We start from the raw sequence: 26,097 nt of genomic DNA, 5'->3' as shown, positions 1-26,097 counted from the left end.
CCGCCATGCAAGCACATTTGATTCATAAAAGATGCAAAGCAGCAATCGTTTTGAACCATCAAATTTCAAAAAAGAACAGCCGTAAAACAGGCTGACTAAAGCACGAAGGAGTGGGGATATGTTTGAACTTGTCGATAGTGTGCAGCAAAACGCAGTTATAAAAGTGATCGGTGTAGGTGGTGGTGGCGGTAACGCCGTGCGCCATATGCTTAACAGCGACATTGAAGGTGTTGATTTTATCTGCGCCAACACGGATGCCCAGGCTTTGAAAGACCTGGACGCACGCCAAATCATCCAGCTCGGTGGCGCGATCACCAAAGGCCTGGGTGCCGGTGCTAACCCGGAAATAGGACGTCAGGCGGCGCTGGAAGATCGCGACCGTATTTCGGATGCCATCAGTGGCGCCGATATGGTGTTTATCACCGCAGGTATGGGCGGCGGCACCGGAACCGGTGCCGCACCCGTTGTTGCCCAGGTGGCACGGGAGCTGGGCATTCTGACGGTTGCCGTAGTGACCAAGCCATTTCTGTTTGAAGGCGGCAAGCGCATGAGCATGGCGGAAGCCGGTTTGCGCGAGCTGGAAGAATGCGTTGACTCGCTGATTACCATTCCGAATGAGAAACTTTTGTCGGTGATGGGCAAGAACACCAGCCTGCTGGATGCCTTTGCCGCTGCCAACGACGTACTGTTAGGTGCTGTTCAGGGTATTGCCGACCTGATTACCCGCAATGGCATGATCAACGTCGACTTCGCTGACGTGAAAACGGTGATGTCCGAGATGGGCATGGCGATGATGGGTACTGCCCGCGCAACCGGTGAAAACCGTGCCCGCGAAGCCGCCGAAGCCGCTATTCGCAGCCCGCTGTTGGAAGACGTTAACCTGCACGGAGCCAAGGGCATTCTGGTGAACATCACCGCCGGCATTAACCTGAACTTGGGCGAGTTTGCCGAGGTAGGCGACATCATTCGCGAATTTGCCTCAGACACGGCCACCGTGGTTGTGGGTACCGTGATTGACCAGGACCTGACCGACGAACTGAAGGTAACGGTAGTGGCTACTGGCCTAGGCGGCAGTCGTGAAAAACCGACCAAGGTGGTGGATAATAGCCGCACCCTGGATGGTAAAACCGACTACAACCAGCTAGACCGGCCGGCCATTCTGCGCCGTCGCGCAGTGGCTTCCGGCAACGCGGCGCTTGATCAAGGTCGCGACAGCGCGGAAGCGAATGTGGACTATCTCGATATTCCCGCATTCCTTCGCCGTCAGGCGGATTGATAAACTGGTAATAATATGACTCGGAGCCGGCTGGGGCGGGTGCTTGAAACCTTCAGTCGGGAAAGTGTGCACTGGTTACCTATGGTCCGTTCTGGCTGTTTTTTGAGCAGAAAAGGGCGTTTTCATGGTGGCCAGTTGTATTTTCTGATATTATGCGAGCAGTTTCTTGCCTAGCGTATCGCCTTTTCGACGGAACTCTGTACCGATGATCAAACAACGGACTCTTAAAAACACCATTCGCGCCACCGGCATTGGGCTGCATTCGGGTGAAAAGGTGTATCTGACCCTGAAGCCCGCACCCATTGATGCTGGAATTATTTTCTGTCGTACCGATCTGGACCCTGTGGTCGAAATTCGGGCCCGCGCAGAAAATGTCGGCGAGACCATGCTGTCAACCACGTTGATGAAAGATGGCGTACGGGTGTCAACGGTGGAGCACTTACTGTCGGCCATGGCCGGCCTTGGCATCGATAACTGTTTTGTGGAACTCAGCGCTTCTGAAGTGCCGATCATGGATGGCTCGGCAGGGCCCTTCGTGTTCTTGCTGCAGTCTGCCGGTATTGCCGAGCAAGACGCAGCCAAGAAGTTTATCCGCATCAAGCGTGAAGTATCGATTACAGACGGCGACAAAAGCGCCACCTTTCTGCCATTTGAAGGCTTCAAGGTCAGCTTTGGCATCGACTTTGACCACCCTGCTTTCAAGGGCCGCGCCCAAAGCGCTACGGTTGATTTCTCCAGCACTTCGTTTGTGAAAGAAGTCAGTCGTGCCCGCACCTTCGGCTTTATGCGCGATATTGAAAAGCTTCGCTCCATGAACCTGGCTCTTGGTGGCAGCGTTGATAACGCCATTGTTGTAGACGATTACAAAATTCTTAATGAAGACGGTCTGCGCTATGACGACGAGTTCGTCAAGCACAAGGTTCTGGACGCTATCGGCGACCTGTATCTGTTGGGCAACAGCCTGATTGGCGAGTTCCGTGGTGTGAAATCCGGCCACGACTTGAATAATCGCCTGCTGCGCCTTCTTATTTCAGAGCAGGACGCCTGGGAAGTAGTGATCTTTGATGACGAAGCTAACGCTCCGATCTCTTACGTCAAACCTGTTTTAGCTACCGCCTGAAGCACCATCGTCAGTCGCGAACGTGACTGGCGAGCTTTTCCAGAATTTGGCGCAAAGCTTTGTCTTTTGTGTGCCCGGCTTCCTCTTGGAGGAGCCGGGCGTTTTCTTTACTCAGGGGCAGTTTTTTGGCCATGGCCTTGTCCTGAAAACGCGGCGGCACCACTTTTACTTTCAGCTTCCAGACAAAGCGAAACAACTCCAGATTGCGCGCAGCCGCCATAATGTCATGCTGGCGAAAGCGAATCTGGCTGGCTTTGGGCCCGCTGTCTGATGACAGCACAAGTTCGCCTTCATGGCAGCTGACAAAACGCGTACCTGACTGCAACGATGGCGGCAACTCATCCAGCAGCGCCTGTTCAGCAAGCCGGTGCTGCTCGGCCCGCGCTACCAGGTTGCGCACACCGGCGGCCCCGGAGAGTGTGTTGAAAATCATTTTCTGTTCGTTTTTTGGTGTCATTGCGGCCTGAGTACTCGACTGAGCTGTAAACCATTGGGTACACTTTGGCTTCGTTTTTAGGTGAGCGCCCCAACTATTCATAACCAGTGTAACCGCTGGCGGGTGCTTTAAACATCGGTTTGCGATCTGTTGCAACAGCTACACACTATGACGACATACAGAATTTCTGATCCGCTTCCGCCCCCGGCCATTATACTGAATCGCCGTTTTTTACTCGCCTTGCTGGTGTTCACTCTGGCGCTGGCGGCGATTGCTAGTTGGGCAGGTTACACGCTGGCGGTGGCGAAAATTGAGGCTGAAATCCCTGCCGGCAACGAGTTGGTTGTGCGTTGGCAGGCGCGCTTGCAGGAGCAGAAAGCCGAGTTGGCCCAGGTTGAAACAGACGTGCAGCACCAGGTCGACGCCATGACGCTGCGCCTGGGTGCGATGCAAGGCCGCCTGTTGCGGCTGGACGCTTTGGGGCAACGATTTGTCGAAAGTGGACTGGTGAACAACGACGAGTTTGATTTTAGCGCTCCTGCGCCAGTAGGCGGCCCCGACGTGCTACTGCCGCCAGAGTCTTACACTGTGCCGGGCCTGAGCGAGATGATTGAGCGCCTGGAACACCGCCTGGACAATCGCGAGCAGCAGTTGCGCTTGCTGGACAAGCTGGCCTCGCGGCAAAAACTGGATGATGAGCGTTTTGTTGAGGGCCGTCCCATTACCTGGGGTTAGCTGTCATCTGAATATGGCTACCGTACCGATCCTTTTAGTGGCAAACGCACCTGGCATGGCGGCGTTGATCTGGCAGGTAAAGACGGTAGCGACATTGTTGCGGTGGCCGCAGGCGTTGTTACCTGGGCTGGAAAGCGTTCTGGCTATGGCAACCTGGTGGAAATCGCCCATGGCGATGGACTGGTTACCCGCTACGCCCATGCCAGAACCGTGAGTGTAAAAGTGGGTGACTTGGTTCAGAAAGCCCAAGTGGTTGCGTTGATGGGCAGCACCGGCCGGTCTACCGAGCCTCATGTGCATTTTGAAGTACTGAAACATGGTCACACGACCGATCCGGTGAAGTACATGGCGCGGGCCAGCCGTTAAGAAAACCTGTGACCCAGATGTGATTGGCAGCGCCGAATTGTCGGCTGGCATTGTCGTCACCGGCTGTGGCTTTTGCCCCGCCGCTAAATAAAGGTAGAATGCCGGCTTCCTCCGTTTAATCAAAGAAGCATTGGTCTATGTTCACAAAGCTTGCAACGAAAGTATTCGGTAGTAAGAACGCCCGGGAAATCAAACGAATGCGCAAGATTGCCTTGCGTATTAATGAGCTTGAAAAGCCATTTGGCAGCCTGACCGACAGCGAGTTGCAGGGAAAAACCACAGAGTTCCGTGAGCGCCTGCACAAAGGCGAAAGTCTTGACGCATTGATGCCCGAAGCGTTTGCCTGCGTGCGCGAAGCCAGCGGCAGGGTTATGGGTATGCGTCACTACGACGTGCAGTTTGTGGGTGCTGTTACCCTGCATGAAGGCCGCATTGCCGAAATGAAAACCGGTGAGGGTAAAACCCTGATGTCCACCGCGTCTGCCTATTTGAACGCTTTGTCTGGCAAAGGCGTTCACGTGATCACTGTGAACGATTATTTGGCTCGCCGCGATGCTGACTGGATGGGCAAGCTGTATAACTTCATGGGGCTGCAAGTGGGTGTGGTACACACCGGCCAGGCGGGAGAAGAAAAGCGCGCCGCTTATCAGGCCGACATTACCTACGGCACCAACAACGAATTCGGTTTTGACTACCTGCGCGATAATATGGCTTTCAGCACCGCAGATAAAGTTCAGCGCGGCCTACATTTTGCTATCGTCGACGAAGTTGACTCCATTCTGATCGACGAAGCCCGTACACCGCTGATTATTTCCGGCGCCGCCGAAGACAGCTCGGAGATGTATCAGGCGATTAACATTCTGATTCCGATCTTGGAAAAGGGCGAGGTGCCAGATGAGGGCGATCCCACCGGCGACTTCACTATTGACGAAAAAACCCGTCAGGTAGAATTAACCGAGCGCGGCCACGAAAAAGTGGAGCAGTTGTTGCTGGAGCGGGAACTGCTCAAAGCAGGTGAAAACCTGTATTCCGCCGCCAACCTCAGCCTTCTGCACCACGTGCATTCCGGTTTGCGGGCCCATAACCTGTTCCAGAAAAACGTGGATTACATCGTGCAAGGCGACCAGGTGGTCATTGTTGACGAGCACACCGGTCGTACCATGCCGGGCCGGCGCTGGAGTGAAGGTCTACATCAGGCGATTGAAGCCAAAGAAGGTGTGAAGATTCACGCGGAAAGCCAGACCCTGGCGTCCACCACTTTCCAGAACTACTTCCGGCTGTATGAAAAGCTGTCGGGCATGACCGGCACAGCCGACACCGAAGCGTTCGAATTTCGCCAGATTTACGGCCTGGATGTGGTGGTCATTCCGCCTAACAAACCGATTCAGCGGACCGATTACAACGATTTGGTGTACCTGACGGAAGAAGAAAAATTCCACGCCATTATCGACGAAATTAAAGACGTTACCGCCGAAGGTCGGCCTATTCTGGTGGGCACTGCGTCCATCGAGGCGTCTGAGCGCCTGGCCGGCCTGCTGAAGAAAACCCAGATCGAGCACAAAATCCTGAACGCCAAGCAGCACGAATCTGAAGCTCAGATTATTGCCCAGGCGGGCCGCCCCGGCGCCGTTACCATTGCCACCAACATGGCTGGCCGCGGTACTGACATTGTGCTTGGTGGTAACTGGGAATATGAATTGGCAGGGCATGATAGCCCGACCGAGGAACAGAGCGCGGTACTGAGAGATGCGTGGACTGAGCGCCACAACAGCGTGTTGGAAGCCGGCGGCTTGCACATTATTGGCACCGAACGTCATGAAAGCCGCCGCATTGATAACCAGCTGCGTGGCCGCGCTGGCCGTCAGGGCGATCCGGGTTCATCCCGGTTCTTTCTGTCGCTGGAAGACAACCTGATGCGGATATTTGCTCCGGATAAGGTCAAGAGTCTGATGCAGGCCATGGGGATGAAAAACGGCGAGGCGATTGAGCACCGCATGGTCACCAACGCCATTGAGAAATCCCAGCGCAAGGTCGAAGGCCGAAACTTTGACATGCGCAAAACGCTGCTGGAATACGACGACGTTGCCAACGACCAGCGTTCGGTTATTTATGACCAGCGCAACGAAGTAATGGGTTCAGACGACGTGTCGGAAATGGTGAAAACCATTCGCGCTGACGTGGTAGACACCCTGGTGAGTGCTCACATTCCACCGCAAAGCATGCCGGAGCAGTGGGATGTTGCGGGTTTGGAAGCTCAGCTGCAGTCGGAAATGGGCATTGACCTGCCGGTTCAGCAGTGGCTGGATGAAGACAACAAACTTTATGAGGACAATCTACGCCAGAAAATTCTGGAGCTGATTGTGATTGCTTACGACGCCAAAGAGGCGGTCGTCGGCGCAGAACCCATGCGTAAGTTTGAAAAACAGGTGTTTTTGCAGGTACTGGATACCCTGTGGAAAGAGCATCTGTCGAATATGGATCACCTGCGCCGCGGTATTCACCTGCGTGGTTACGCCCAGAAAAACCCGAAGCAGGAGTTCAAGCGCGAAGCCTTCAATCTGTTTGAAAGCATGCTGGAAGCCATGAAGGGCGACGTTATTAGGGTACTGTGCCACGTTAAAGTGCAAAGCCAGGAAGAGCTGGAAGAAATCGAGCGCCAGCGCAAAGATGCGTTGGCCAGTGAGCTGGCACGTGCTCGCCTGCGCCACGACGAAACCAGCGCAACAGCTCAGGCTGGCGCTGCGGGCGAGGCCGGTGGCGACGACGGTTCACGCCAGGCCACGCCGGAAACCTTTGTGCGTAACGAGCGCAAAGTGGGCCGTAATGAGCCTTGTCCTTGTGGGTCTGGCAAGAAGTTCAAGCAGTGCTGTGGCAAAATTAATTAAACAGCCTTGTTATTGAAAGCTATTTTCAACCCGCAATCTGATCCATTCAGGCTGCGGGTTTTTGCGTTTTGAATGCCCGCGGGCAGTCTTCATTCATTATTTGTCAGGAGAATTACCATGGCGGTAGGCCCCGAAACCTTACCCGAATTTTTTCCCATTACCGGCGTAGAACTGGGAATTGCCAGTGCCGGTATTAAAAAGCCTGGCCGTAAAGACATCGTATTATTTTCCTTGGCTGAGGGCGCCCAGGTAGCTGGAATTTTCACTCGCAACCAGTTCTGCGCGGCACCGGTTACGCTTAGCCGCAAGCACCTTGCTGCGGGCACGCCGCGCTATCTGTTGATTAACACCGGTAATGCCAACGCGGGCACCGGCGAACGCGGCCTGGCCGATGCCTCGGCCTGCTGCCAGGCTCTGGCCGCCGCCGCCGGAGTTGGTGAGCAGCAGGTGTTGCCATTTTCCACCGGTGTGATCGGTGAGCTATTGCCCGTCGCCAAAATTGTCGCGGCGCTGCCCGACGCACTGGCGGATACTCGCGCAGATCGCTGGGCAGAAGCGGCAAACGGCATTATGACCACCGACACCCGTCCCAAAGGGGCATCGGTGCAAGTGGATCTGGGCGGCCATACGGTGAGCATTTCCGGCATCAGCAAGGGCGCGGGTATGATTCGCCCCAACATGGCCACCATGCTGGGATTCATTGCCACCGACGCCCGTATCGCGCCGGATGTTTTGCAGGCCCTGGCCGCGGAGTTGGGTGAACAGTCCTTCAATCGCATTACCATTGACGGTGACACCTCCACCAACGACGCCTGCATGTTGATTGCCAGCGGATGCTACGCAGGGCCGGAAATAACCGCTGACAGCCCTCTGCTGGCGCCGTTGAAAGACGCTTTGCGCCAGGTTTATATGGATCTGGCCCACGCCATTGTGCGCGACGGTGAGGGGGCAACCAAGTTTGTAACCATTGAGGTTAACCACGCAGCGACAGTCAATGAAGCCCTGGACGTAGCCTATACGGTCGCCCATTCGCCATTGGTGAAAACGGCGCTGTTTGCGTCAGACCCCAACTGGGGTCGCATTCTGGCCGCCGTTGGCCGCGCGGGTGTCGAAGGCCTGGACTTGAACGCCTTGGAAATTTACCTGGGAGACGTGTGTCTCGTACGCAATGGCGGTCGGGCAGACGATTACTCGGAGGAACGCGGCCAGGCGGTGATGAACCAGGAAGAAATCACCATTCGCATCGACCTCAAACGAGGCGCAGTCAATGAAACCGTTTGGACCTGCGATTTCTCCCACGACTATGTCACCATCAACGCCGACTACCGCAGCTGATGCCGGTGATTAAAAAAATGCCTGAGCGACCGGCTGGGGCAGCACCCGAGACAGCACCGGAGAAATCGCCCGGCGTATTACGTGAAGTACACGTGGCCGTCGGCGTTATCATTCGCGATGGGCGAGTGCTGATTGCCCGCAGGCCCGAAAGCGCCCACCAGGGCGGATTGCTGGAGTTTCCGGGCGGTAAAGTGGAGCCGGGTGAAACCGTGCAGCAGGCGTTGGTGCGTGAGATTGCCGAAGAAACCGGATTAAAGTTGATCGAATCCGCTTTACGGCCCGTAATTGGTATCCGACACGATTATGGCGACAAGCGGGTTTTTCTGGATGCCTGGTCCACAGACACAGCCGCAGGCGAGGCTCATGGTCGCGAAGGCCAACCGATTCAGTGGCTATTGCCGCAGGATCTACGCGATGGGGATTTTCCCGCAGCGAATCGCCCGATTATCCGCGCTCTTCAATTGCCTTCGCAGTTGGCGTTTACGGGCAGCGACGTGGCAGAGGGTGAAAGTGGCCTGAAACGCTTGCAGGCAGCGCTGCAGGTTAGTCAGCCACCGCTGGTCGTGTTGCGGTCCCCTGCTTTGGCTGAACAGGCGATAGCTTACAATGGCTTGGCGCAGAGTGCCTTGGCGTTGTGCCAGAGTAATGGCAGCGAGCTTATGTTACACGGCGCGGCTGAGTTGATAGGCCGCCATTCTCAAGCTGCCGGCGTGCATTTGCCCTGGCGCCACGCCAGGCATTGTCAGCAGCGGCCTGTGGCCGTGCACTTCCGATTAGGGGTTTCCTGCCATAACGCAGAGCAGCTGGCTCACGCTGCGGCCATGGGGGCCGACTATGCAACCCTGGGGCACGTGTTGGGTACGCCCAGCCACCCTAATGAGGCGCCTCTGGGCTGGCACGCGTTCAGCCAACTGGTGTCCGCGGCACGACTACCGGTGTATGGTATCGGCGGCTTATCGCCGGCCGATCTGCCACAGGCTCGCCAATGCGGCGCACAAGGCATCGCTGGCATTGGCTTCTGGTGGGCACAAGCCGGCGTTTAACAGCGCAGGACAGCGCCACATTTGTTATGATGTAACATATTTTTACAGCGTGGATGTGTATTGAACCAATACCGTCGAGGGTGTTTATTCGGCGATTATGCCAACGGGAGAGGCTGTGAGCAAACTGACGCACCTGAATGATAAAGGCGAAGCACGCATGGTCGACGTTACCGCCAAAGCGGTAACTGAGCGCGAAGCCCGCGCCGAGGCCACGATCAGTATGTCGGCCCAAACTCTGGCGATGATCGTGGATGGCCAACACCCGAAGGGTGACGTTTTGGCGGTGGCACGTATTGCCGGCATTATGGCGGCCAAGCGCACTCACGATCTGATCCCCCTGTGCCACGCCTTGAACCTGACCTCGGTGAAGGTAGAGCTAGAACCCGGTGCAGACGGCATGTCGGTCCACATTCGCACCTTGTGCAAGCTGTCTGGTCAGACCGGCGTAGAAATGGAAGCGCTAACGGCGGCCAGTATCGCCGCGCTGACCGTTTACGACATGTGCAAAGCAGTCGACAAGGCCATGGTTGTTAGCAACCTGCGCTTGGTGGAAAAGAAAGGCGGCCGCAGTGGCCACTGGCAGGCCAGCACCTGATCCATTAGAAACAATGTACCTGCCGCAGGCAGGCTGCTCCATCTAAGATCATAAGATCAAACCACGAGGAATTACAGTGGCTGTTCGTTACATTGAGACTTGCCGGCTGCCGACCCCGTTTGGGGTTTTTGATATGCACGGTTTTGAAGAGCCGGACACCGGCAAAGAGCACGTCGCGCTGACGCTGGGTGATCTGGCTGGCGACGAACCCATGTTAGCCCGCACCCACTCTGAGTGCCTGACCGGTGACGCTCTTTACAGCATGCGCTGTGACTGTGGTTATCAACTGGAAGAAGCCTTGCGCAGCATCGCTCGTGAAGGTCGCGGTATTTTGATGTACCTGCGCCAGGAAGGCCGTGGCATCGGCCTGCTCAACAAGATTCGTGCCTACAACCTTCAGGACCAGGGTGCCGACACAGTCGAAGCCAACGAACGTCTGGGTTTTGCAGCGGATCTTCGTGACTACAGCATGTGCAAAGATATGTTGGAGCACTTGGGTATAAAGCGCTTGCGGTTGATGACTAACAACCCGCGCAAAGTAAAGGCGTTGTCGTCATACGGCATTGATGTTGTGGAAAGAGTCGAACTGCACGTAGGGAGAAACCCCCATAACGAGCACTATCTGGACACCAAACAGAGCAAGCTCGGCCATTTTCTGGAGATTCATCAGGACGATGACCCCCAGCTCTGAGCGCAGCAGGCGGCTTTCATACCTCGCCTGCTCAGTCTCAACCTCTTGTCATAGCCAGGCAATTATCAGGAAGACTGCGCGGCTTTGCCCGACTGGCTGACCAATCGTTGTACGCGGCCCCTAATGTTGTGCTCGATAGTCGTGGCATCAAGCCCGCACTCCTCCAATAGCTGATTACGGCTGCCGTGGTCAACGAACGTGTCGGGCAGCCCCAGTTGCAGCACCGGCATGGTAATTTCTTCCTGATTCAACCATTCGCACACCGCACTGCCGGCGCCCCCGGCGATGGCATTTTCTTCCAGAGTCACCAGCAAATCGTGCTGCTCTGCCAACTGGCGTATCAGGTCTTCATCCAGCGGTTTTACAAAGCGCATATCGGCCACTGTGGCGTCCAGCGCCTGCGCGGCTTGCAGGGCTCGCGGCAAAAGGGTGCCAAAATTCAGAATGGCAATACGGCCGCTTGCGCTCTTGCGCTCGCGTTCGCGCACAATTCTGCCTTTACCCAGAGGCAGCGTGTGCAACAGCGGGTCAATCTCGACTCCGCTGCCGCTACCGCGGGGATAGCGTACCGCCGCCGGGCCTTCATGCACCAGGCCGGTGTGCAGTAGCTGCCGGGTTTCGTTTTCGTCAGACGGTGTCATCAACACCATATTGGGGATGCAACGCAGATAGCTGATGTCGAAGGCCCCGGCATGAGTCGGGCCGTCTTCGCCCACCAGACCGGCGCGGTCAATGGCAAACAGCACGTCCAGATTCTGAATGGCTACATCGTGGATAAGCTGGTCGTAACCACGCTGTAAGAAGGTGGAGTAAATGGCCACCACCGGTTTGGCGCCATCACAGGCCATGCCGGCGGCCAAGGTAACAGCGTGCTGCTCGGCAATGGCAACGTCAAAATAACGCGCGGGAAAGCGCTCGGCAAAGGCCAAAAGGTCAGAGCCCTCGCACATGGCAGGGGTTATGCCCATCACCCGCTCATCCGCGGCCGCGGCATCACAGAGCCATTGGCCAAACACGTTGGCGTATTTGGGTGCCGCCGGTTCCGACTTCACCGGCGCCGGTTTGGTGCTGGCAGCCAGGGGTTCTATCTTGTTGATGGCGTGGTAGCCAATCGGGTCGGCTTCTGCAGGCGCAAAACCTTTGCCTTTGGTGGTAACAATGTGCAGAAACTGCGGGCCGCTGAGCTCGCGGATGTTCTCCAGCGTTTCTACCAGTAATGGCAGGTCGTGGCCGTCAATGGGACCGATGTAATTAAAACCCAGTTCTTCAAACAGGGTGCCCGGAGCAATCATGCCTTTAAAGTGCTCTTCGGTTTTTTTCGCCAGCTCGCGCAGGCCCGGTGCTATCTCCAGCACTTTTTTGCTGCTGTCGCGCATTTGATGGTAAGTGCGACTGGACAACAGTTTGGCAAAATAATTGGACAGCCCACCCACGTTGCGGGAAATCGACATGTCGTTGTCGTTTAGAATCACCAGCATATCGGCCTTCAGATGGCCGGCGTGATTCAGTGCCTCAAAGGCCATGCCGGCGGTCATGGCGCCATCACCAATCACCGCGATACTCTTGCGTTTCAGCCCTTGCTGGCTGGCGGCAATGGCCATGCCCAGGGCGGCGCTGATAGACGTGCTGGAATGACCTACGCCAAAGGTGTCGTAAGGGCTTTCAGTGCGTTTGGGGAACCCTGCCAGGCCGTTTTTGCGGCGAATACTGCCCATCTGTTCGCGGCGACCGGTCAAGATTTTATGGGGGTAGGCCTGATGGCCCACGTCCCAAACCAGGCGGTCTTCCGGCGTGTTGAACACATAGTGCAGGGCAACCGTTAGCTCCAGTACGCCCAGTCCGGCGCCAAAGTGGCCGCCTGTCGTGCCCACCGACCACAACAGAAACGACCGCAGCTCCCGTGCCAGCTGAGTGAGCTGGTCGGCGGGTAACTGACGCATGTCTGCCGGCGAGCCAATACGGTCCAGCATGGGGGTATTGGGTCGCTGTAAGGGAATTTCCCTGAAAATCATTGTGTCCTGCATCTGCTCGGTTCTTTTTTGCATAATCGGCAAGGGTTGTAGTTTTATACGCTGTATCGTCTGGTTGTATCAGCGCCGCGCCTTGTCGTTTGCCAAGTGTTTATCCCGCAGTGTGCGCCTCGTAGCGGGAGCGACTCAATGCCCGGGATGTTACGCGGGCATTTGCTTTGTGGCTATTAGTGGCTTCGAGCCACTACGTAATCTGCCATGGCGTGTAGGGCGTCGGCCTGAATGCCAAGCCCCTCCAGGCTGTCGTGAGCCTCGGCTAGCAGCCTTGCCAAGTGTTCGCGCGCGCCTTCCGGCCCTAACAGTGCGGGGTAGGTGGGTTTGCTACGGGCGATATCAGAGCCTTGGGTTTTGCCAATCACCGCGGTATCGCCTTCTATGTCCAGCAAATCATCCTGCACCTGAAACGCCAGCCCCAGCGCGCGGGCGTAACGAGCCAGGGCGTTTAGCAACGCGGCGTCTGTTACGCCACCGGCCAGGGCGCCAAGATACACGCTGGCTTCAATCAGAGCGCCGGTTTTATGGCGGTGCATGTTCTCTAGCTGTTCCAGAGTCAGGGTTCGTGCCACCGACTCCAGATCAATAGCCTGCCCGCCCACCATGCCGTTTGCCCCGCAGGCGTTCGCCAAGGCTTTTACCATCGCCAGTTTGACCTCGGCGCTTAACTCGGGCGCTGCAGCCAGTACTCGAAACGCCTCTGCCTGAAGAGCGTCACCCGCAAGTATGGCCGAAGATTCGTCGAATGCGATGTGCGCGGTGGCGCGGCCGCGGCGCAGATTATCGTTGTCCATGGCCGGTAAATCATCGTGCATCAGCGAGTAAGCGTGAATCATCTCCAGAGCACAGGCCGGTGCCAGCGCGATTTGGCGCTGACCGCCAACGGCTTCGGCAGCGGCCAGACAAAGCGCCGGGCGAATGCGCTTGCCACCGCCCAACAGGCCATAACGCATGGTGTCTCGCAGGCGCTGGGATGCGCTGGCCTGATCCATATAATCGGCTAGCTGCTGGTCAATCTCAGCGCGGCAGTGTTGCAAAAACTCATTGGCTGGCAAGCGGGTGGCCGTGTTCACGAATTGCTGCTCTGATCGCTCTGTTCACTCTGTTCATTACTCTGCTCGTTACTTTGATCATTACTGTGTTCATGAAAAGGTCGGTTTTCCAGACTGCCATCGCCGTTTTGTACCAGCATTTCGACCCGCTGCTCGGCACTTTTCAGGGCTTGTTGGCAATCACGGGTAAGGCCGACGCCACGCTCGAAGGTGGACAGCGATTGCTCCAGTGTTAATTCGCCGTGCTCCAGATCACGCACCAGCTGTTCCAGCTCCTCCAGGGATTTCTCAAAGCCACTCAACGAGGGTGCTTTTGTCGCGGCAGCCGCGGTGTTTTTTTTGCCAGCCATAAATGCCTCCGCTGTGATCGAATCGAATAATGCCGCCAGACGGGGCACTAGATGCATTTTCCGGCGAATTATAACAGAGCTTAAGGGCTACTGCTGCCAGCACATTTGCCGACATTCACCCAGTTTGCCGCCGGGTTGCCAGGTTTGCTCGGTAACTCGTATTTCGCCACTGGCGGCCACAGTCACCACCGTGGTTACGCGGGTGCCGTAATGCTCGCCGTTAATGAACGCCGGTGATAGCATCCGCTCGGTATCAAGACTCACCCCGGTGCGGGGCAGCAGGTGGTCCGGGGCCGGCGTAGAGTCAACCAGGTGATTGATGAGCGCCTGATGCAAAGGTTCGCTGTCTTCACCGGCTGCGACGACGGCGTTGGTGACACCTTGGCGCAGACGCAACAGTTTGGGCCAGGGCGTTTGCAACAGATGATTGCTGACGCCGTAGCTGCCGCGGTGCAGGCTGCGCCCCGGGTGAGCGTCGCGGTTGCTGAAATACCAGCCGCCGGGGCCGGCTGCGCGCTCTTGGCCGGCCTCGAGCCTAACCAGATTAAAACCGGAATAGCGGCTGGCGTTATCGGTCAGGTGCTTGCGCAAGGCCTGGGGCGATTGATGTAAGGCGCGCAGAGGCAAATCACCGCGGCTTACAGTGCCGTCTTCCGGGCTGCCTTCGCGCACATTGGTGACTGCGCTGACCACACCGCTGGCGCTGACCGCTAGCCAGGTACCGCCGGCCTGGAGATCCCGGCCTGCCAGAACCTGCTCTGAAACCAGCGCATGGCGGGCACTTGGCCACCAGTCCATGGCGGCCGTGGGCCGGTTGAAAAATTCATCCCGGTTAGCAGCGACCACCAGCGGATAGTTTCGGTTCTGGCCTAGAGTAAACGCAATCAGACACATAGCCGCGTTATTTCCTTAACGATGTGTATACAGCCGGTTGGCGCAATGGAGCCTTGTTTTCACAAGGTGTATCATACCCGTCCATAAATGTAACGGCGGTGTGCGCTGCAATGTCATTCATCATGCTTTTTTCGCTGTACCTTGCCTTGGGAGCGCTGGCGGGCACTCTAGCTGGCCTGTTTGGCATTGGTGGCGGCCTGGTTATCGTGCCGGTATTGATCTTCAGCTTCGGTGCCCAGGGCTTCAGCCCCGATATTGCCGCCCACATGGCGGTGGGGACCTCGCTGGCCACCATCGTGTTTACTTCGTTAAGCTCGATACGCTCACATCATGTTCACGGCGCAATTCGCTGGGACATTTTCCGGGCAATGACCATAGGCATCGTATTTGGCGCTTTAATCGGCGCCTGGACCGCATCACTGCTTAGCGGGCCAGCGCTGGAACTGATCATTGGCGTATTTGTGATCGTGGTGGCGATAAAAATGTTGCTTGGCTTCAACCCCAAACCAGATCGATCTGTGCCAGGTAAAAAGGGTCTGAGTGTGGCTGGCGCTGTTATTGGCTGGGCCTCGGCCATCTTTGGAATCGGCGGCGGCACATTGACCGTGCCCTACCTAAGCCGCTGTAACATTAAAATGCAGCATGCCGTCGGCATATCCGCGGCCTGCGGCCTGCCCATTGCGCTGGCAGGAGCTCTGGGCAACCTGTGGACTGGCTGGGGTGATCCGGAGCTGCCACCGCACAGCCTTGGCTTTATTTATCTGCCGGCGATGTTTGGGGTCATACTGACCAGCGTGATTTTTGCCCGTGTGGGTGCCAATCTGGCCCACCGCCTCAACGCCCTCCTATTGAAACGCATCTTCGCCATTATGCTGGTGCTGATCGGCCTCCGCTTTTTACTGAGTTAAGGGACTACAATGTTGCAATATCCGAAAATCGACCCAGTGGCCATTGCCGTCGGGCCATTGAAAGTATATTGGTATGGCTTGACCTACCTGGTCGGCTTTGCCGCCGGCTGGTGGCTGGGGCGCATACGCAGCCGCAAACCCTGGTCGCCTGTTAACGAAGAACAGGTGGGCGACCTGCTGTTCTATCTGGCGCTTGGAGTTATTTTGGGTGGCCGTTTTGGCTATGTCATCTTTTACAATTTTGACGTGTTTCTTGCGGACCCTTTGTGGCTGCTGCGGGTGTGGGAAGGCGGCATGTCATTCCACGGCGGCCTGCTAGGTGTCATGCTGGGCATGTGGTGGTACGGCTGTAAAATAGGCGCAGGTTTCTGGCGCATGACCGATTTTGTCGCGCCACTGGTGCCCGTAGGCCTGGGAGCAGGGCGCATCGGCAATTTTATCAACGGCGAGCTCTGGGGCAAACCCACGGATGTGCCCTGGGGCATGGTCTTTCCGCAAGCGCCAGACGCGTTGGCTCGACACCCCTCCCAGCTTTATCAGTTTGCCCTCGAAGGCGTTTTATTCTTCATTATCCTATGGTGGTTCTCGGCCAAACCCAGGCCGCGTATGGCGGTATCTGGTCTGTTCCTGATTTGTTATGGCGTGTTTCGCTTTGCGGTGGAATTTGTGCGCCAGCCCGACGCCCAGCTGGGCTACCTGGCTTTTGACTGGCTTACCATGGGACAAGCGCTGTCACTGCCCATGGTTATTGCTGGCCTGATTCTGATGACCATCGCCTACCGGAGAAACGCCGTATGAAAGCCTACCTGGACCTGATGCAAGACATTGTCGACAACGGCAGCGACCGCGGTGACCGCACCGGTGTAGGCACCCGCTCGGTATTCGGCCGCCAGGTTCGCTTCAATCTGCAGCAAGGTTTTCCCCTGGTCACCACGAAAAAGATCCACCTGCGCAGCATCATCCAGGAACTGCTGTGGTTCCTGCAGGGCTCCACCGACAACAGCTGGCTGACCGAACGCAAAGTCAACATCTGGAACGAATGGGCTCTGGATAACGGCGATTTGGGGCCCATCTACGGCAAACAATGGCGCAGCTGGCAGTGCCACGACGGCCGCGTGATTGACCAGATCAGTGACCTGATTGACCAGATTCGCCAAAAACCCAATTCCCGCCGCCTGATCGTCTCCGCCTGGAACCCGGCCGAACTGCCCGACGAATCCATCGGCCCGCAAGATAACGTGCGCCAGGGCCGCATGGCACTGGCCCCGTGCCACTGCCTGTTCCAGTTTTATGTCAACGACGGCAAACTCTCCTGCCAGCTCTACCAGCGCAGCGCCGATCTGTTCCTGGGCGTACCCTTTAACATCGCCTCCTATGCCTTGCTCACCCACATGATCGCCCAGCAGTGCGATCTGGACGTTGGTGAGTTCGTACACACTTTTGGCGATTGCCATCTGTATAGCAATCACCTGACTGACGACATCGTGTTCGAGCAACTCAAGCGCGAACCAAGGGCTTTGCCAAAGCTGGTGATCAAGCGCAAGCCTTACTCCATCTTCGGTTACGATCTGGACGATTTTGAGTTTGAAGGCTACGAGCCATATCCCGGAATAAAAGCACCGATTGCTATTTAATAGTTGAGCTAGCTTTCCGTGTTAAAAAAGGAAACCACCATGCAAAAAGCACTTATCGTCGCCATGGCTCAAAATCGCGTCATCGGCCGTAACAACAACCTGCCATGGTACCTGCCTGGCGACCTGAAATACTTCAAACAGGCCACCATGGGTAAGCCTATCATCATGGGCCGTAAAACCTGGGATTCTATCGGTCGCCCCTTGCCTGGGCGCATGAACGTGGTTATCACACGCAATGAAGAATGGCAGGCCCCGGCAGGCACCACAGCAGCCATAAGCTTGCAGGCAGCACTAAAAAAAGCCGAAGCACAGGCTGAGCTGGACGGAATTGAAGAAGTGATGGTGATTGGCGGCGGGCAAATCTACGCCGAGGCGTTACTGCTGGTGGATCGGATTTACATGACCCTGGTGCACGCTAACGTGGAGGGCGATGCTTACTTTCCGGAGGTGAACTGGAAGGAGTGGAACGAAATCGGACGCGAAGATTTCTCCGCGTCCGACAACAATCCTTACAACTACAGCTTCGTAGTGTATCAGCGCTTGGCGTCAGACTGACGCGGCGGACGCTTGCCAGCGGGCTTGCCAGCAAACTTGCCTTTGCCGCCTGGCGCGCCGCCACTCGGCCGCTTATTGTAGCTGCCAGGCTTCGGGCCCTTGCGGAATTCGCCAGGGCGACCGGCTTTGCGGTCACGATTTGGCTGCGTGGTTGATACCGCTGGCAACGCTTCAGGCTGTTCCAGCGGCAACGAACCTGGCTGCGTGGCTTCCAGCATGCACGCCAGAGCGCCTGCAATCATGGAAACGTCCATCTCGTTGCGCTCAGCGATATCGTCCAGCATCGCCATTGCTTTGCTCAGTTTGCGATCTTCCGCAAAACCTACCAGTTGGCTTTCAAACTGATCTACGCGCATTTTCTGCAGCGCCGCCGGCGAGGGCAGCTCGTAGGCTTCCATCGTTGAATTGGTAGCGCGCTCCAGAGTGCGCAGCCAGCTACGCTCGCGGGGCGTTACCAACAAAATGGCTTTGCCATCACGGCCGGCACGGCCAGTACGACCAATGCGGTGAATATAGGCTTCGGTGTCGTAGGGTACGTCGTAGTTGATCACGTGTGTGATGCGCGGAACGTCCAGACCACGGGCAGCAACGTCTGTGGCTACCACGATGTCTTTCTTGCTACGTTTCAGATCTTCAACCGTCTGCTCGCGCTGACGTTGGTTCAGATCGCCGTTCAAGGGCGCCACAGCGTGGCCGCGAGCAGCCAGCTTTTCCGCCAATACGATGGTTTCGGCCTTGGTGCGGACAAAAATGATCGCCGCATCAAACGGCTCTACTTCCAGAATGCGGGTCAGGGCGTCAAGCTTGCGCTCAGCGTACACCGGCAATACGTACTGGGAGATAGCATCAACCGTGCGGCTTGCGCTTTCGATACGCACTTCAACCGCATCTTTCAGGTAGGTCTGAGCAACCTTCTTGATTTGCGGCGGCATGGTGGCCGAGAACAGGGCACGCTGGCAGTTGTCTGGGGTTTTCGACAGAATCGCTTCAACGTCGTCAATAAAGCCCATGCGCAGCATTTCGTCGGCTTCGTCCAGCACCAGAGCTTTCAGGTTGTCCAGCTTCAGGGTGCCTTTGCGCAGGTGGTCCAGCATACGGCCAGGGGTGCCAACAATAACGTGGGCTCCGCGGCGCAGGCCTTTAATCTGCGGGAAAAAATCTTGACCGCCATAAATAGGCAGTACGTGAAAATTAGGGATCTTGCTGGCGTAAGTAGAAAACGCCTCAGCCACTTGAATGGCCAGCTCACGGGTAGGCGCCAGAACCAGAATCTGCGGCGCGTTGATGCTTGGGTCAACCCGGCTTAGCAGCGGTAAAGCAAAGGCGGCGGTTTTACCGGTGCCTGTCTGGGCTACACCCAGCAAATGGCGGCCGGATAAGAGCGCAGGAATAGATTGCGCTTGTATGGGTGTGGGGGTTTCATAGCCAACGGCGGTCACCGCTTCAAGAACGGCAGGATCAAGCCCCAGTTCGGCAAAAGACATTTCAGACATTGATGTACTCGGAATTCGAAAGGTAAAGCATTGACGTGCAATGCGTGATGTGAACGGATTATAACGGTTTTGTTGCTGCTTTAATACGCAAAAATGAGGGCTGGCCCGTAGGTAGTTGTCCGCGGATGTCAAAAAAGGGGTGTCAGACGCCCTTGTCAGGCCCGGGGAGACGATTGGAACGTTTGTCGTCCCAGCTTAATTCCTGTGGTTTGTACCAGCCGATTGCCCGCAATACTTTCTCGCGTGTTTGTATCGACAGGGTAACCCAAAGTTGCTGAAAATCTTCCAGGCCCTGTTCACGCAGGCGAGCCTGCCTGCTTCGCAATCGGTTTACGGTGCGAGGCAAATTCAGCGCTGCACCCAGCTGGCCGGGCACTGTAACTTCCTGCCCCAGCACTATGCGGCGATGGGTGCGCGCTGCCAGCACTCGCTGCAACTCAACAACGGCGTCTAGCGCGGTGTCTTCGGTAAATGTGTCCACTTGCACTGATTTGGCTCGCAATAATGACAGTTTTTTAATAAACCACGACAAACAGCTAGCTATCCCCGCGCCTATGGTGCCGTGGTAGGCTTAGGTCCGCAACAAGGAGAGTTTGGATCACTATGTACGCAAAACTTGAAACACGCGCCTTTCTGGCCATGCTGATTGGGGTCTCAGTCGCCTTTATATTGCTGATGAAGCCTTTTTTTGGGCCGATATTCTGGGCGGTGGCCATCGCTCTGATTTTTCATCCGGTTCAGCTGAAACTGGCACGGCGCTTTGGTGACCGTCCCAACACCAACGCATTGATTACCCTGTTTCTGTGCATGGTCATTGTGGTCATTCCCGTGCTGCTGTTGGTGACTTCCCTGGTGGCAGAGGGCATCAGCCTGTATCAGAAAATCCAGGACGGCGACGTGCGCCCTGGCGAGTATATCGACCAGGTGAATCAGTCGTTCCCGGCCATTCAGGCTTTTCTGGCGCAGTTTGACGTTAGTTTCGCTGGACTGCGTGATCGCGCTGTTAATCTGGTGGTCAGCGGCAGCCAGTTTCTGGGCAAGCAGGCGTTAGGGCTGGGTCAGAATACCTTCCAGTTTTTTCTTGGCCTGGCACTGATGGTGTATCTGGCGTTCTTTTTGCTTCGCGATGGCGTAAGCCTGGTAGAGCTTCTGATCCGGGCCCTGCCGCTGGGAGACGAGCGTGAGCGCCTGCTGTTTGCCAAGTTTGCCGAAGTTACCCGGGCAACGGTAAAAGGAAATCTGCTGATTGCTATTATTCAAGGCGCCATGGGCGGCCTGATTTTTTGGATTCTGGGTATTCAGGGCGCGCTTCTTTGGGGTGTGGTGATGGCCATTGTGTCGTTGTTACCGGCGGTGGGTGCGGCACTGGTGTGGGTGCCTGCCGCTATTTACTTGGCTGCCATAGGCGATGTGGTTCAAGCGTTGATATTGACCGCTTTCGGAGTTGTGGTGATTGGTCTTGCCGATAACGTATTACGTCCGATTCTGGTTGGGCGCGACACCAAACTGCCAGATTACATTGTGTTGCTGTCTACCTTGGGCGGCCTCGCAATGTTTGGTATCAACGGCTTTGTTATGGGTCCTCTCGTGGCGGCGCTGTTTAACGCTTTTTGGGGTATCTTTATTCGCGAGTTCAGCCAGGAATCGCCCATTACCCAGGCGTGGTTACGCGACGGCGAGGTTAAAAATTCAGGCAAAGCTGATACGCCGGTAGAAACGGATAATACCAAACCCAGCTAACCATTAACGCAATGCTTAAGCTTTCAGGATTGGTCGAAACAACCGATTTTCGCGGTTAATGAATGCTGGTTTCCGCCGCTTGTGCATGGTTGTTTTGCGCACCGCTGGTTACACTCTGTAATAAGACCGCCTTTATTTAGAAATTACGCGCCAGAGGAGTACCTTCATGGGAGGTCAGGAAAGCCTGTCACTTCGTCAGCTGAAAGCTTTCCAGCCTTTAAACAGGCTAACCGATGATCAGCTGGTGCTGCTGGCTAGCCGTGCCGAACGTTGTCTGTTTAAAGCCGGTAAGAGCATCATGAAACGCGGCGCCCGTGACGGCCAAGAGTTTTTTCTGTTGGCCGGAGAAGTAGAGCTGACGTCCGAAGACGGTCGCCACGGCCGCATCGCTGCCGGCAGCGAACGTGCGCAGAATCCCATCGCCCGTTTGCAGCCGCGCATGTACGACGTGAAAGCGATAAAGCCCTGTGAGTTTTTGGTCATCGCTCAGGATGTTCTGGCGCAGATGCTGGGCCGTGCGCCCGTGAACCAGGTGGAAATGCACGCCAGTGATGGCGACCAGGCCAGCAGCGAACAGCAACAGCTGTTGATGGAATTCCATGCCGAGCTGCGCTCGAATCAGGTTCAGCTGCCCAGCGTGCCGGATGTAGCCTGGAAAGTGCGGCGTCTGGTAGACCGAGAGGATACTGGGGTAGATCAGGTTGCTATGGCTATATCGGCAGATCCGGCGATGTCTGCAAAGCTGGTGCGAGCCTGCAATAGCCCTCTTTATCGCGGTTTTAACGATGTCCGTAATGTACGCGAAACAGTGGTGCGTCTGGGTATGAAAACAACCCGTCAGCTAGTGACCGTATTCGCCATGCGTGACGTGTTCAAGAGCCGTCAGCCGGTGCTGCAGAAACACATGGAGCGTTTATGGCAGCACTCCCGCGAGATGGCAGCGCTGTGCTGGGTGCTGGCTGATGAAGCGACCAAAATCAATCCGGAGGAGGCCATGCTTGCCGGGCTGCTGCACGACATTGGCGTGGTGCCAATACTGGTGCACGCCGAGTATCATCCCCATTTGTTTAATGACGAAGATCGCTTACTGGCAGTCATCGCCGAGCTGCGCGCAGATACTGGCACCGCGGTGCTGGAAAACTGGGCGTTTCCGGCACCGTTTCTAGAAGCGACCCGCCACGCTCAGGACTGGGGCTATGCCAGCGATCAGCCGCAACCGCAGCTGGTAGACGTAGTGATTGTGGCGCAAATGCACGCCATGATTGGTTCTGGCCAGAGCGAGGGGCTGCCACGTTTTGATCAGCTGCCCGCATACAGCCGCCTGGGCGGGCTGGAGCTGAATGCGTCGCGCAGCCTGGATCTGTTAACCCGCGCCCGCAGCCGTGTGGATGAAGTAAAACAGCTGCTGGCAATCCGATAGGCACACTCAGCTGATGGCCGGCGCGTAGTCGGCCAGCGCCTGAGGCCAGCGCAAGTAAAGATAGCCTCCGCAAAATACGAACCAGGCCGTTAAAGCCGCAGCGGTTGTGCTGTCTGGGTAGAGCGCAATGCGGTCATAGCGACTGTAGCTTGCGCGCACCAGACCCGTAATCGCCAACCCCAGCAACAAGCCACCCACAATATCGCTGAACCAGTGAACGCCCAGGTAAAGCCGACTTAACGCCACCGGAAGCAGCGGTAGCGATGCCAGCACATATATCTGCCAGCGTTTGCGGGCGCTGGTTTCAGCTGCAATAAAACCAGCCGCAAGGGTCACCAGCACCGTAATGCCGGCGGTATGGGCGCTGGGAAACGAACCGGATTGCGGCGGTGCAAACACCATCTCCGGTCGTGCAGCAGCAAAACCGTTTTTCAGTGCCCACACCAGAACAGTGGTCAGCACACCGGCGGCCAGGCAATGCAGGGCGCCGGCGTAAAAACCGCGAAACGTCAGAGTCAGGCAGGCAAGTGCTGAGGCGACCAGTAAAACCGCCGGGTCGCCTAGCGATGTAATCGCAACCGCGGGTATATCCAGCAGCGGTTGGCGCCAGGCCGTAAACCATTCCAGTGCTGCTTGATCAAAAGGTCGCAGAGCATCGGTAAACACCGCCAGCTGGCCCCACAACACAAACAAACTGGCACTGCCCAGGCCCAGAATAAGAGACGCCAGCGGAAATTCGCCCTGATTAGTTGGGCGTTGTTTGCTGTAAAGATGCCAGAATCGGTGACTGGTGCGATAGTTTTGCATAATCTGCTCAAGATACCGATACACGCGGCCGCGGCCCGTCAGGCCCAGGTGGGCGCGAAACAACACCAGATACACCAGCAACAGAACACCCACGCTGACCAGGCTAACGGCATAGACGCGGGGCGGTGGCCGTAACTCCGACGTAAGGGCGCTGCCAACCAGAAATCCCGGCAATACATAAACGGGTGCCCATGCAACAGCCGAGCTGATATTGAAGGCAAAAAAACGGTACCAGGGCATCCAGAGCGCGCCAGCAACCAGGGGGATGATGGGCCTGATCGGGCCAATAAAGCGCCCCGCCACAATGCTAAAGCCGCCGTGCCGGTAAAAAAAAGCTTCTCCGCGGGCCACAATGGCCGGGTAGCGGCTCATGGGCCAGACATTGTTAAGCCTTCCTGTCAGCAGGCGCCCCAGAGCAAAGCTCAGTGTGTCGCCGACAATGGCGCCAAAAAATACCCAGAAAAGGGCCTCGCCCAATGCCATGCCGGTCTGTCCGGCCAAGGCGGTCAACGCAAAAAGAATGGCCACGCCGGGCACCAGCAGACCGGCAACCGCCAGAGACTCCACCAGGGCTGTGGTAAACAGCGCGGCGCTCAACCAGCCCGGATTTGCAGCCACTACAGCACTAAACTCGCCCAGCCAGCCCGGCATTATAAGGCTAAGGGTCCGGGCGCAAACCGTACACTGTTCCCGCCCGTTTTACGGGCCTGGCTGGCGCCGTTATGGGCTCTTTGTCTTAAGGTATTGCTTTCGCTATCAGCCGGCATGCGTGTGGTGCAGCCTATACTGACGCTGCTGCTTTCGACCGGCAGCCAAGACCGTTCGGCGATAGTGCGACGAATGCGCTCGGCGATCACCCGCGCGCCTTCCTCCGGGGTGAATGGCAAAATCAGGAACAGATTTGATTCGCTAAGGGTATAAAGAGTGTCGCCTGCACGAATGATTTCGAACAGCTGCTGAATAATTTGCCGCTGCAGAGCAGGCAGAGTGTCGTTGCCATGCAGGGTCGTCACTTCATCAGCGTGATCTATATCCAGTGCAATCACTGACAATGGATGTCCGGTTACCTTGGCCCGGCTAATTTCCTGCTGCAGATTTTCGTCCAGAAACCGGCCGTGGTGAGCTCCCGTCAGCGGGTCAATAAGGGTCAGGTCATCCGCAGATTGTGCCATGGTACTGTAGCGCCGCACGGCCAGCGCACCGGTTCCAAGTAGCATGGCCATGCCACCGAAAGCCGCCAGGGCTTCTGTAGTGTCGGCTTTCAGCATTAACAGCAGTGTCATCAGCACCAGCAATAACAGCGACAGGCCCAGCCCTTTGCGCGCAGGCAGAATGAGTAAGTTCAGCGCCAGCAACGGCATTGCCCAGTGGCCGGCAACCGGGCTCTGACTGGCAGCGCTGGTCGCCAGCACGGCACCGTTGAGGGTGCACAGAACAATAAAATGACCTTTTGCGGCTAATTGCTGGCGCCTGTTCATGATGGTGTAGGCCAGGCCCGCTGCGGCCAGCACGGCCATGGCCAGGGCGACAAAAAACAGCCCATAAAAGCCGTAACGCAGATTTAGCAGGCCCAGCATCAGTAAGAATAGGGCGGTTAGCAGATACGCTGTGCCATAAGTGCGGGTGCGCAGCCGGGTTTCGGTCATGCCTTTGGCTCCTGGTTCCGCCCGTTGAAGGTCTGGCTGTCATTACCGGTGTGTTGCTGGGCCCTGCGTAACGCGCCTGTGACGCTGCGTTGCAGGCTGTTGGCGTCATCGCCGATGTTGAGTCCGGCGGCGCCGGTGCTGAGTGTCATGGCCAGTTGATGGCTGGTTAACAGTTGTTGCACGCCTTGGCGCAAAGCCTCGGCCTGCCGCGAGGCCTGGGGGCTGGTAATACCGGGAAGAATGATCAGAAACTGAAGGTCTGCAACGCGATAGTAAGCGTCAAAGTCGCGGATGTGGCTGTGCAAATAGCGCCCGATTTGCGGCAGAATCGAACGCGAATCAGCGCCCGCCGGCTCTGCATCGTTGCTGGGTTTTAGTGCCAGCATGATGACTGACAGGGTAGTGCCTTCACGCTCGCTGCGTTGAATCTCTTTATTCAAATCGGCGGTCAGGTGTTGCTGGCTGGCGGCGTTGGTCAGCTCGTCGGTGCGTCGAAGGGGCATTAGCTGGCGGCGTTTGAACTCCAGTAGAAATATCAGCATAAGGCTTAGCAGCAGGGTCAGAAAAAAGGCGCCGATCATCTGATGGCGCTGGGCAATGCCGCTGGCTTGGTACACCATAAATAGGGCGATGGCGACCACCGCAAGAATGGCAATCCATGCCCCGCGCTGCGGTACTACAAGATAGGCCAATAGTGGCAGACCATAGACCCAGTAACTTATAAACCACCGGTCTGTTAATGCGGCGGTGGCCACCAAGAGCACCAGAATAATAAAAAATCCGGCGCGCAGGCCAGGCCAGGGCGCAGCGCCATGGCGTTTCCGGAACGTTGGGCTGCACACCACAATGCCGCCAACCGTTGCAGCGCTGGCAGCCAGCAACGGCTCACCTGCCAGCGCGCAGAGCGCAGCCATAACCGCAGCTGCAATAAATGCACTGTGGGCAAGGGGTTTTAACAGCACAGGGCTGGCCATCGTGGCCATGTTCGCGTTCCTTTTAGTGGCGATCGGTTTTCGGAGTTCAAGGCACGAGTATACTAGTTGTTTGGGGTGCGTACTTGAATGCAGACAGGTAAAGTTAAGGGTACTAGCG

Annotated in this window: 22 protein-coding genes and 2 pseudogenes; 14 read left to right on the top strand and 10 right to left on the bottom strand. The window is 56.6% G+C overall.

Annotated features, from left to right (window positions below; all coding sequences use genetic code 11):
• Positions 1-118 precede the first annotated feature (118 nt).
• Positions 119-1,105 (top strand): annotated as a pseudogene (ftsZ, locus tag ATG98_RS03450) (cell division protein FtsZ); the annotation flags it as partial.
• A gap of 376 nt (positions 1,106-1,481) precedes the next feature.
• The gene (gene lpxC, locus ATG98_RS03440; RefSeq protein ID WP_098422142.1) at positions 1,482-2,396 is read left to right on the top strand and encodes a UDP-3-O-acyl-N-acetylglucosamine deacetylase; all 915 of its coding nucleotides are present in this window, start codon (positions 1,482-1,484) and stop codon (positions 2,394-2,396) included.
• Positions 2,397-2,406: 10 nt separating this feature from the next.
• Here lpxC and ATG98_RS03435 read toward each other — a convergent pair whose 3' ends face one another.
• Positions 2,407-2,853 carry a DciA family protein gene (locus ATG98_RS03435; RefSeq protein WP_098422141.1) on the bottom strand — a complete coding sequence of 149 codons (447 nt, stop codon included), beginning with the start codon at positions 2,851-2,853 and terminating at the stop codon, positions 2,407-2,409.
• A gap of 147 nt (positions 2,854-3,000) precedes the next feature.
• Here ATG98_RS03435 and ATG98_RS03430 point away from each other — a divergent pair.
• The 6 genes and pseudogenes from ATG98_RS03430 to ribA all read left to right on the top strand — a co-directional run bounded on the left by ATG98_RS03430 (position 3,001) and on the right by ribA (position 10,482).
• Positions 3,001-3,933: pseudogene (locus ATG98_RS03430) on the top strand (M23 family metallopeptidase).
• Positions 3,934-4,070: 137 nt separating this feature from the next.
• Positions 4,071-6,818 (top strand): preprotein translocase subunit SecA, encoded by a 2,748-nt coding sequence (gene secA / locus ATG98_RS03425; RefSeq protein ID WP_098422140.1) that lies wholly within the window; start codon positions 4,071-4,073, stop codon positions 6,816-6,818.
• Positions 6,819-6,935: 117 nt separating this feature from the next.
• Entirely contained in the window at positions 6,936-8,153 is a 1,218-nt protein-coding gene (gene argJ, locus ATG98_RS03420) for a bifunctional glutamate N-acetyltransferase/amino-acid acetyltransferase ArgJ (protein WP_098422139.1), read from the top strand.
• 17 nt (positions 8,154-8,170) lie between these two features.
• Entirely contained in the window at positions 8,171-9,196 is a 1,026-nt protein-coding gene (locus tag ATG98_RS03415; RefSeq protein WP_098424358.1) for a Nudix family hydrolase, read from the top strand.
• 97 nt (positions 9,197-9,293) lie between these two features.
• Entirely contained in the window at positions 9,294-9,791 is a 498-nt protein-coding gene (gene moaC, locus ATG98_RS03410) for a cyclic pyranopterin monophosphate synthase MoaC (protein ID WP_323806887.1), read from the top strand.
• A 76-nt stretch (positions 9,792-9,867) separates the two neighbouring features.
• On the top strand, positions 9,868-10,482 hold the full coding sequence (gene ribA, locus ATG98_RS03405) for a GTP cyclohydrolase II (RefSeq protein ID WP_098419504.1): 615 nt from the start codon (positions 9,868-9,870) through the stop codon (positions 10,480-10,482).
• 65 nt (positions 10,483-10,547) lie between these two features.
• Here the strand turns inward: ribA and dxs are convergent, their stop codons facing one another.
• The 4 genes from dxs to ATG98_RS03385 all read right to left on the bottom strand — a co-directional run bounded on the left by dxs (position 10,548) and on the right by ATG98_RS03385 (position 14,802).
• Positions 10,548-12,506 carry a 1-deoxy-D-xylulose-5-phosphate synthase gene (dxs, locus tag ATG98_RS03400; RefSeq protein WP_098422138.1) on the bottom strand — a complete coding sequence of 653 codons (1,959 nt, stop codon included), beginning with the start codon at positions 12,504-12,506 and terminating at the stop codon, positions 10,548-10,550.
• Positions 12,507-12,679: 173 nt separating this feature from the next.
• Positions 12,680-13,579: a polyprenyl synthetase family protein gene (locus ATG98_RS03395; protein ID WP_098422137.1), complete on the bottom strand. Its 900-nt coding sequence runs from the start codon at positions 13,577-13,579 to the stop codon at positions 12,680-12,682.
• On the bottom strand, positions 13,576-13,908 hold the full coding sequence (locus tag ATG98_RS03390; RefSeq protein WP_098422136.1) for an exodeoxyribonuclease VII small subunit: 333 nt from the start codon (positions 13,906-13,908) through the stop codon (positions 13,576-13,578). The genes ATG98_RS03395 and ATG98_RS03390 overlap by 4 nt, the downstream gene beginning before the upstream one ends.
• Before the next feature lie 87 nt (positions 13,909-13,995).
• On the bottom strand, positions 13,996-14,802 hold the full coding sequence (locus ATG98_RS03385; RefSeq protein WP_098422135.1) for an NRDE family protein: 807 nt from the start codon (positions 14,800-14,802) through the stop codon (positions 13,996-13,998).
• A 122-nt stretch (positions 14,803-14,924) separates the two neighbouring features.
• Between ATG98_RS03385 and ATG98_RS03380 the strand changes: the two genes are divergently transcribed.
• Genes ATG98_RS03380 through ATG98_RS03365 form a run of 4 tightly spaced genes read left to right on the top strand, consistent with a single transcriptional unit; the run spans position 14,925 to position 17,899 of the window.
• Positions 14,925-15,710 carry a sulfite exporter TauE/SafE family protein gene (locus ATG98_RS03380; RefSeq protein WP_179888258.1) on the top strand — a complete coding sequence of 262 codons (786 nt, stop codon included), beginning with the start codon at positions 14,925-14,927 and terminating at the stop codon, positions 15,708-15,710.
• A 9-nt stretch (positions 15,711-15,719) separates the two neighbouring features.
• Positions 15,720-16,508, top strand: coding sequence for a prolipoprotein diacylglyceryl transferase (lgt, locus tag ATG98_RS03375; RefSeq protein ID WP_098419498.1), 789 nt, complete (start codon positions 15,720-15,722; stop codon positions 16,506-16,508).
• A complete protein-coding gene (locus ATG98_RS03370) occupies positions 16,505-17,344 on the top strand; it encodes a thymidylate synthase (protein WP_098419497.1) in 840 nt (279 codons plus the stop codon). Before lgt ends, ATG98_RS03370 begins: the two co-directional genes overlap by 4 nt.
• A gap of 39 nt (positions 17,345-17,383) precedes the next feature.
• On the top strand, positions 17,384-17,899 hold the full coding sequence (locus ATG98_RS03365) for a dihydrofolate reductase (protein WP_098419496.1): 516 nt from the start codon (positions 17,384-17,386) through the stop codon (positions 17,897-17,899).
• Here the strand turns inward: ATG98_RS03365 and ATG98_RS03360 are convergent.
• On the bottom strand, positions 17,878-19,392 hold the full coding sequence (locus ATG98_RS03360) for a DEAD/DEAH box helicase (RefSeq protein ID WP_098419495.1): 1,515 nt from the start codon (positions 19,390-19,392) through the stop codon (positions 17,878-17,880). The genes ATG98_RS03365 and ATG98_RS03360 overlap by 22 nt on opposite strands.
• A gap of 142 nt (positions 19,393-19,534) precedes the next feature.
• Positions 19,535-19,879 carry a hypothetical protein gene (locus tag ATG98_RS03355; RefSeq protein ID WP_098421721.1) on the bottom strand — a complete coding sequence of 115 codons (345 nt, stop codon included), beginning with the start codon at positions 19,877-19,879 and terminating at the stop codon, positions 19,535-19,537.
• Between the two features lie 116 nt (positions 19,880-19,995).
• On the opposite strand from ATG98_RS03355, the gene ATG98_RS03350 reads away from it, so the two are divergent.
• Together ATG98_RS03350 and ATG98_RS03345 are read left to right on the top strand one after the other, a co-directional pair.
• Complete coding sequence (locus ATG98_RS03350; RefSeq protein WP_098419494.1) at positions 19,996-21,132, top strand: AI-2E family transporter; 1,137 nt, start codon at positions 19,996-19,998, stop codon at positions 21,130-21,132.
• A 166-nt stretch (positions 21,133-21,298) separates the two neighbouring features.
• Positions 21,299-22,552, top strand: coding sequence for an HDOD domain-containing protein (locus tag ATG98_RS03345; protein ID WP_098419493.1), 1,254 nt, complete (start codon positions 21,299-21,301; stop codon positions 22,550-22,552).
• Positions 22,553-22,558: 6 nt separating this feature from the next.
• Here ATG98_RS03345 and ATG98_RS03340 read toward each other — a convergent pair whose 3' ends face one another.
• Genes ATG98_RS03340 through ATG98_RS03330 form a run of 3 tightly spaced genes read right to left on the bottom strand, consistent with a single transcriptional unit; the run spans position 22,559 to position 25,988 of the window.
• The gene (locus ATG98_RS03340) at positions 22,559-24,010 is read right to left on the bottom strand and encodes a bifunctional DedA family/phosphatase PAP2 family protein (RefSeq protein ID WP_098422134.1); all 1,452 of its coding nucleotides are present in this window, start codon (positions 24,008-24,010) and stop codon (positions 22,559-22,561) included.
• Complete coding sequence (locus tag ATG98_RS03335) at positions 24,010-25,005, bottom strand: GGDEF domain-containing protein (protein WP_098419491.1); 996 nt, start codon at positions 25,003-25,005, stop codon at positions 24,010-24,012. The genes ATG98_RS03340 and ATG98_RS03335 overlap by 1 nt, the downstream gene beginning before the upstream one ends.
• Entirely contained in the window at positions 25,002-25,988 is a 987-nt protein-coding gene (locus ATG98_RS03330) for a GGDEF domain-containing protein (protein ID WP_098422133.1), read from the bottom strand. Before ATG98_RS03330 ends, ATG98_RS03335 begins: the two co-directional genes overlap by 4 nt.
• Between the last annotated feature and the right edge of the window lie 109 nt (positions 25,989-26,097).

The organism is Marinobacter sp. LV10R520-4, from assembly GCF_002563815.1.
In the GTDB taxonomy this organism is placed as follows: domain Bacteria; phylum Pseudomonadota; class Gammaproteobacteria; order Pseudomonadales; family Oleiphilaceae; genus Marinobacter.
This window is presented reverse-complemented; position numbering and strand designations above follow the sequence as displayed.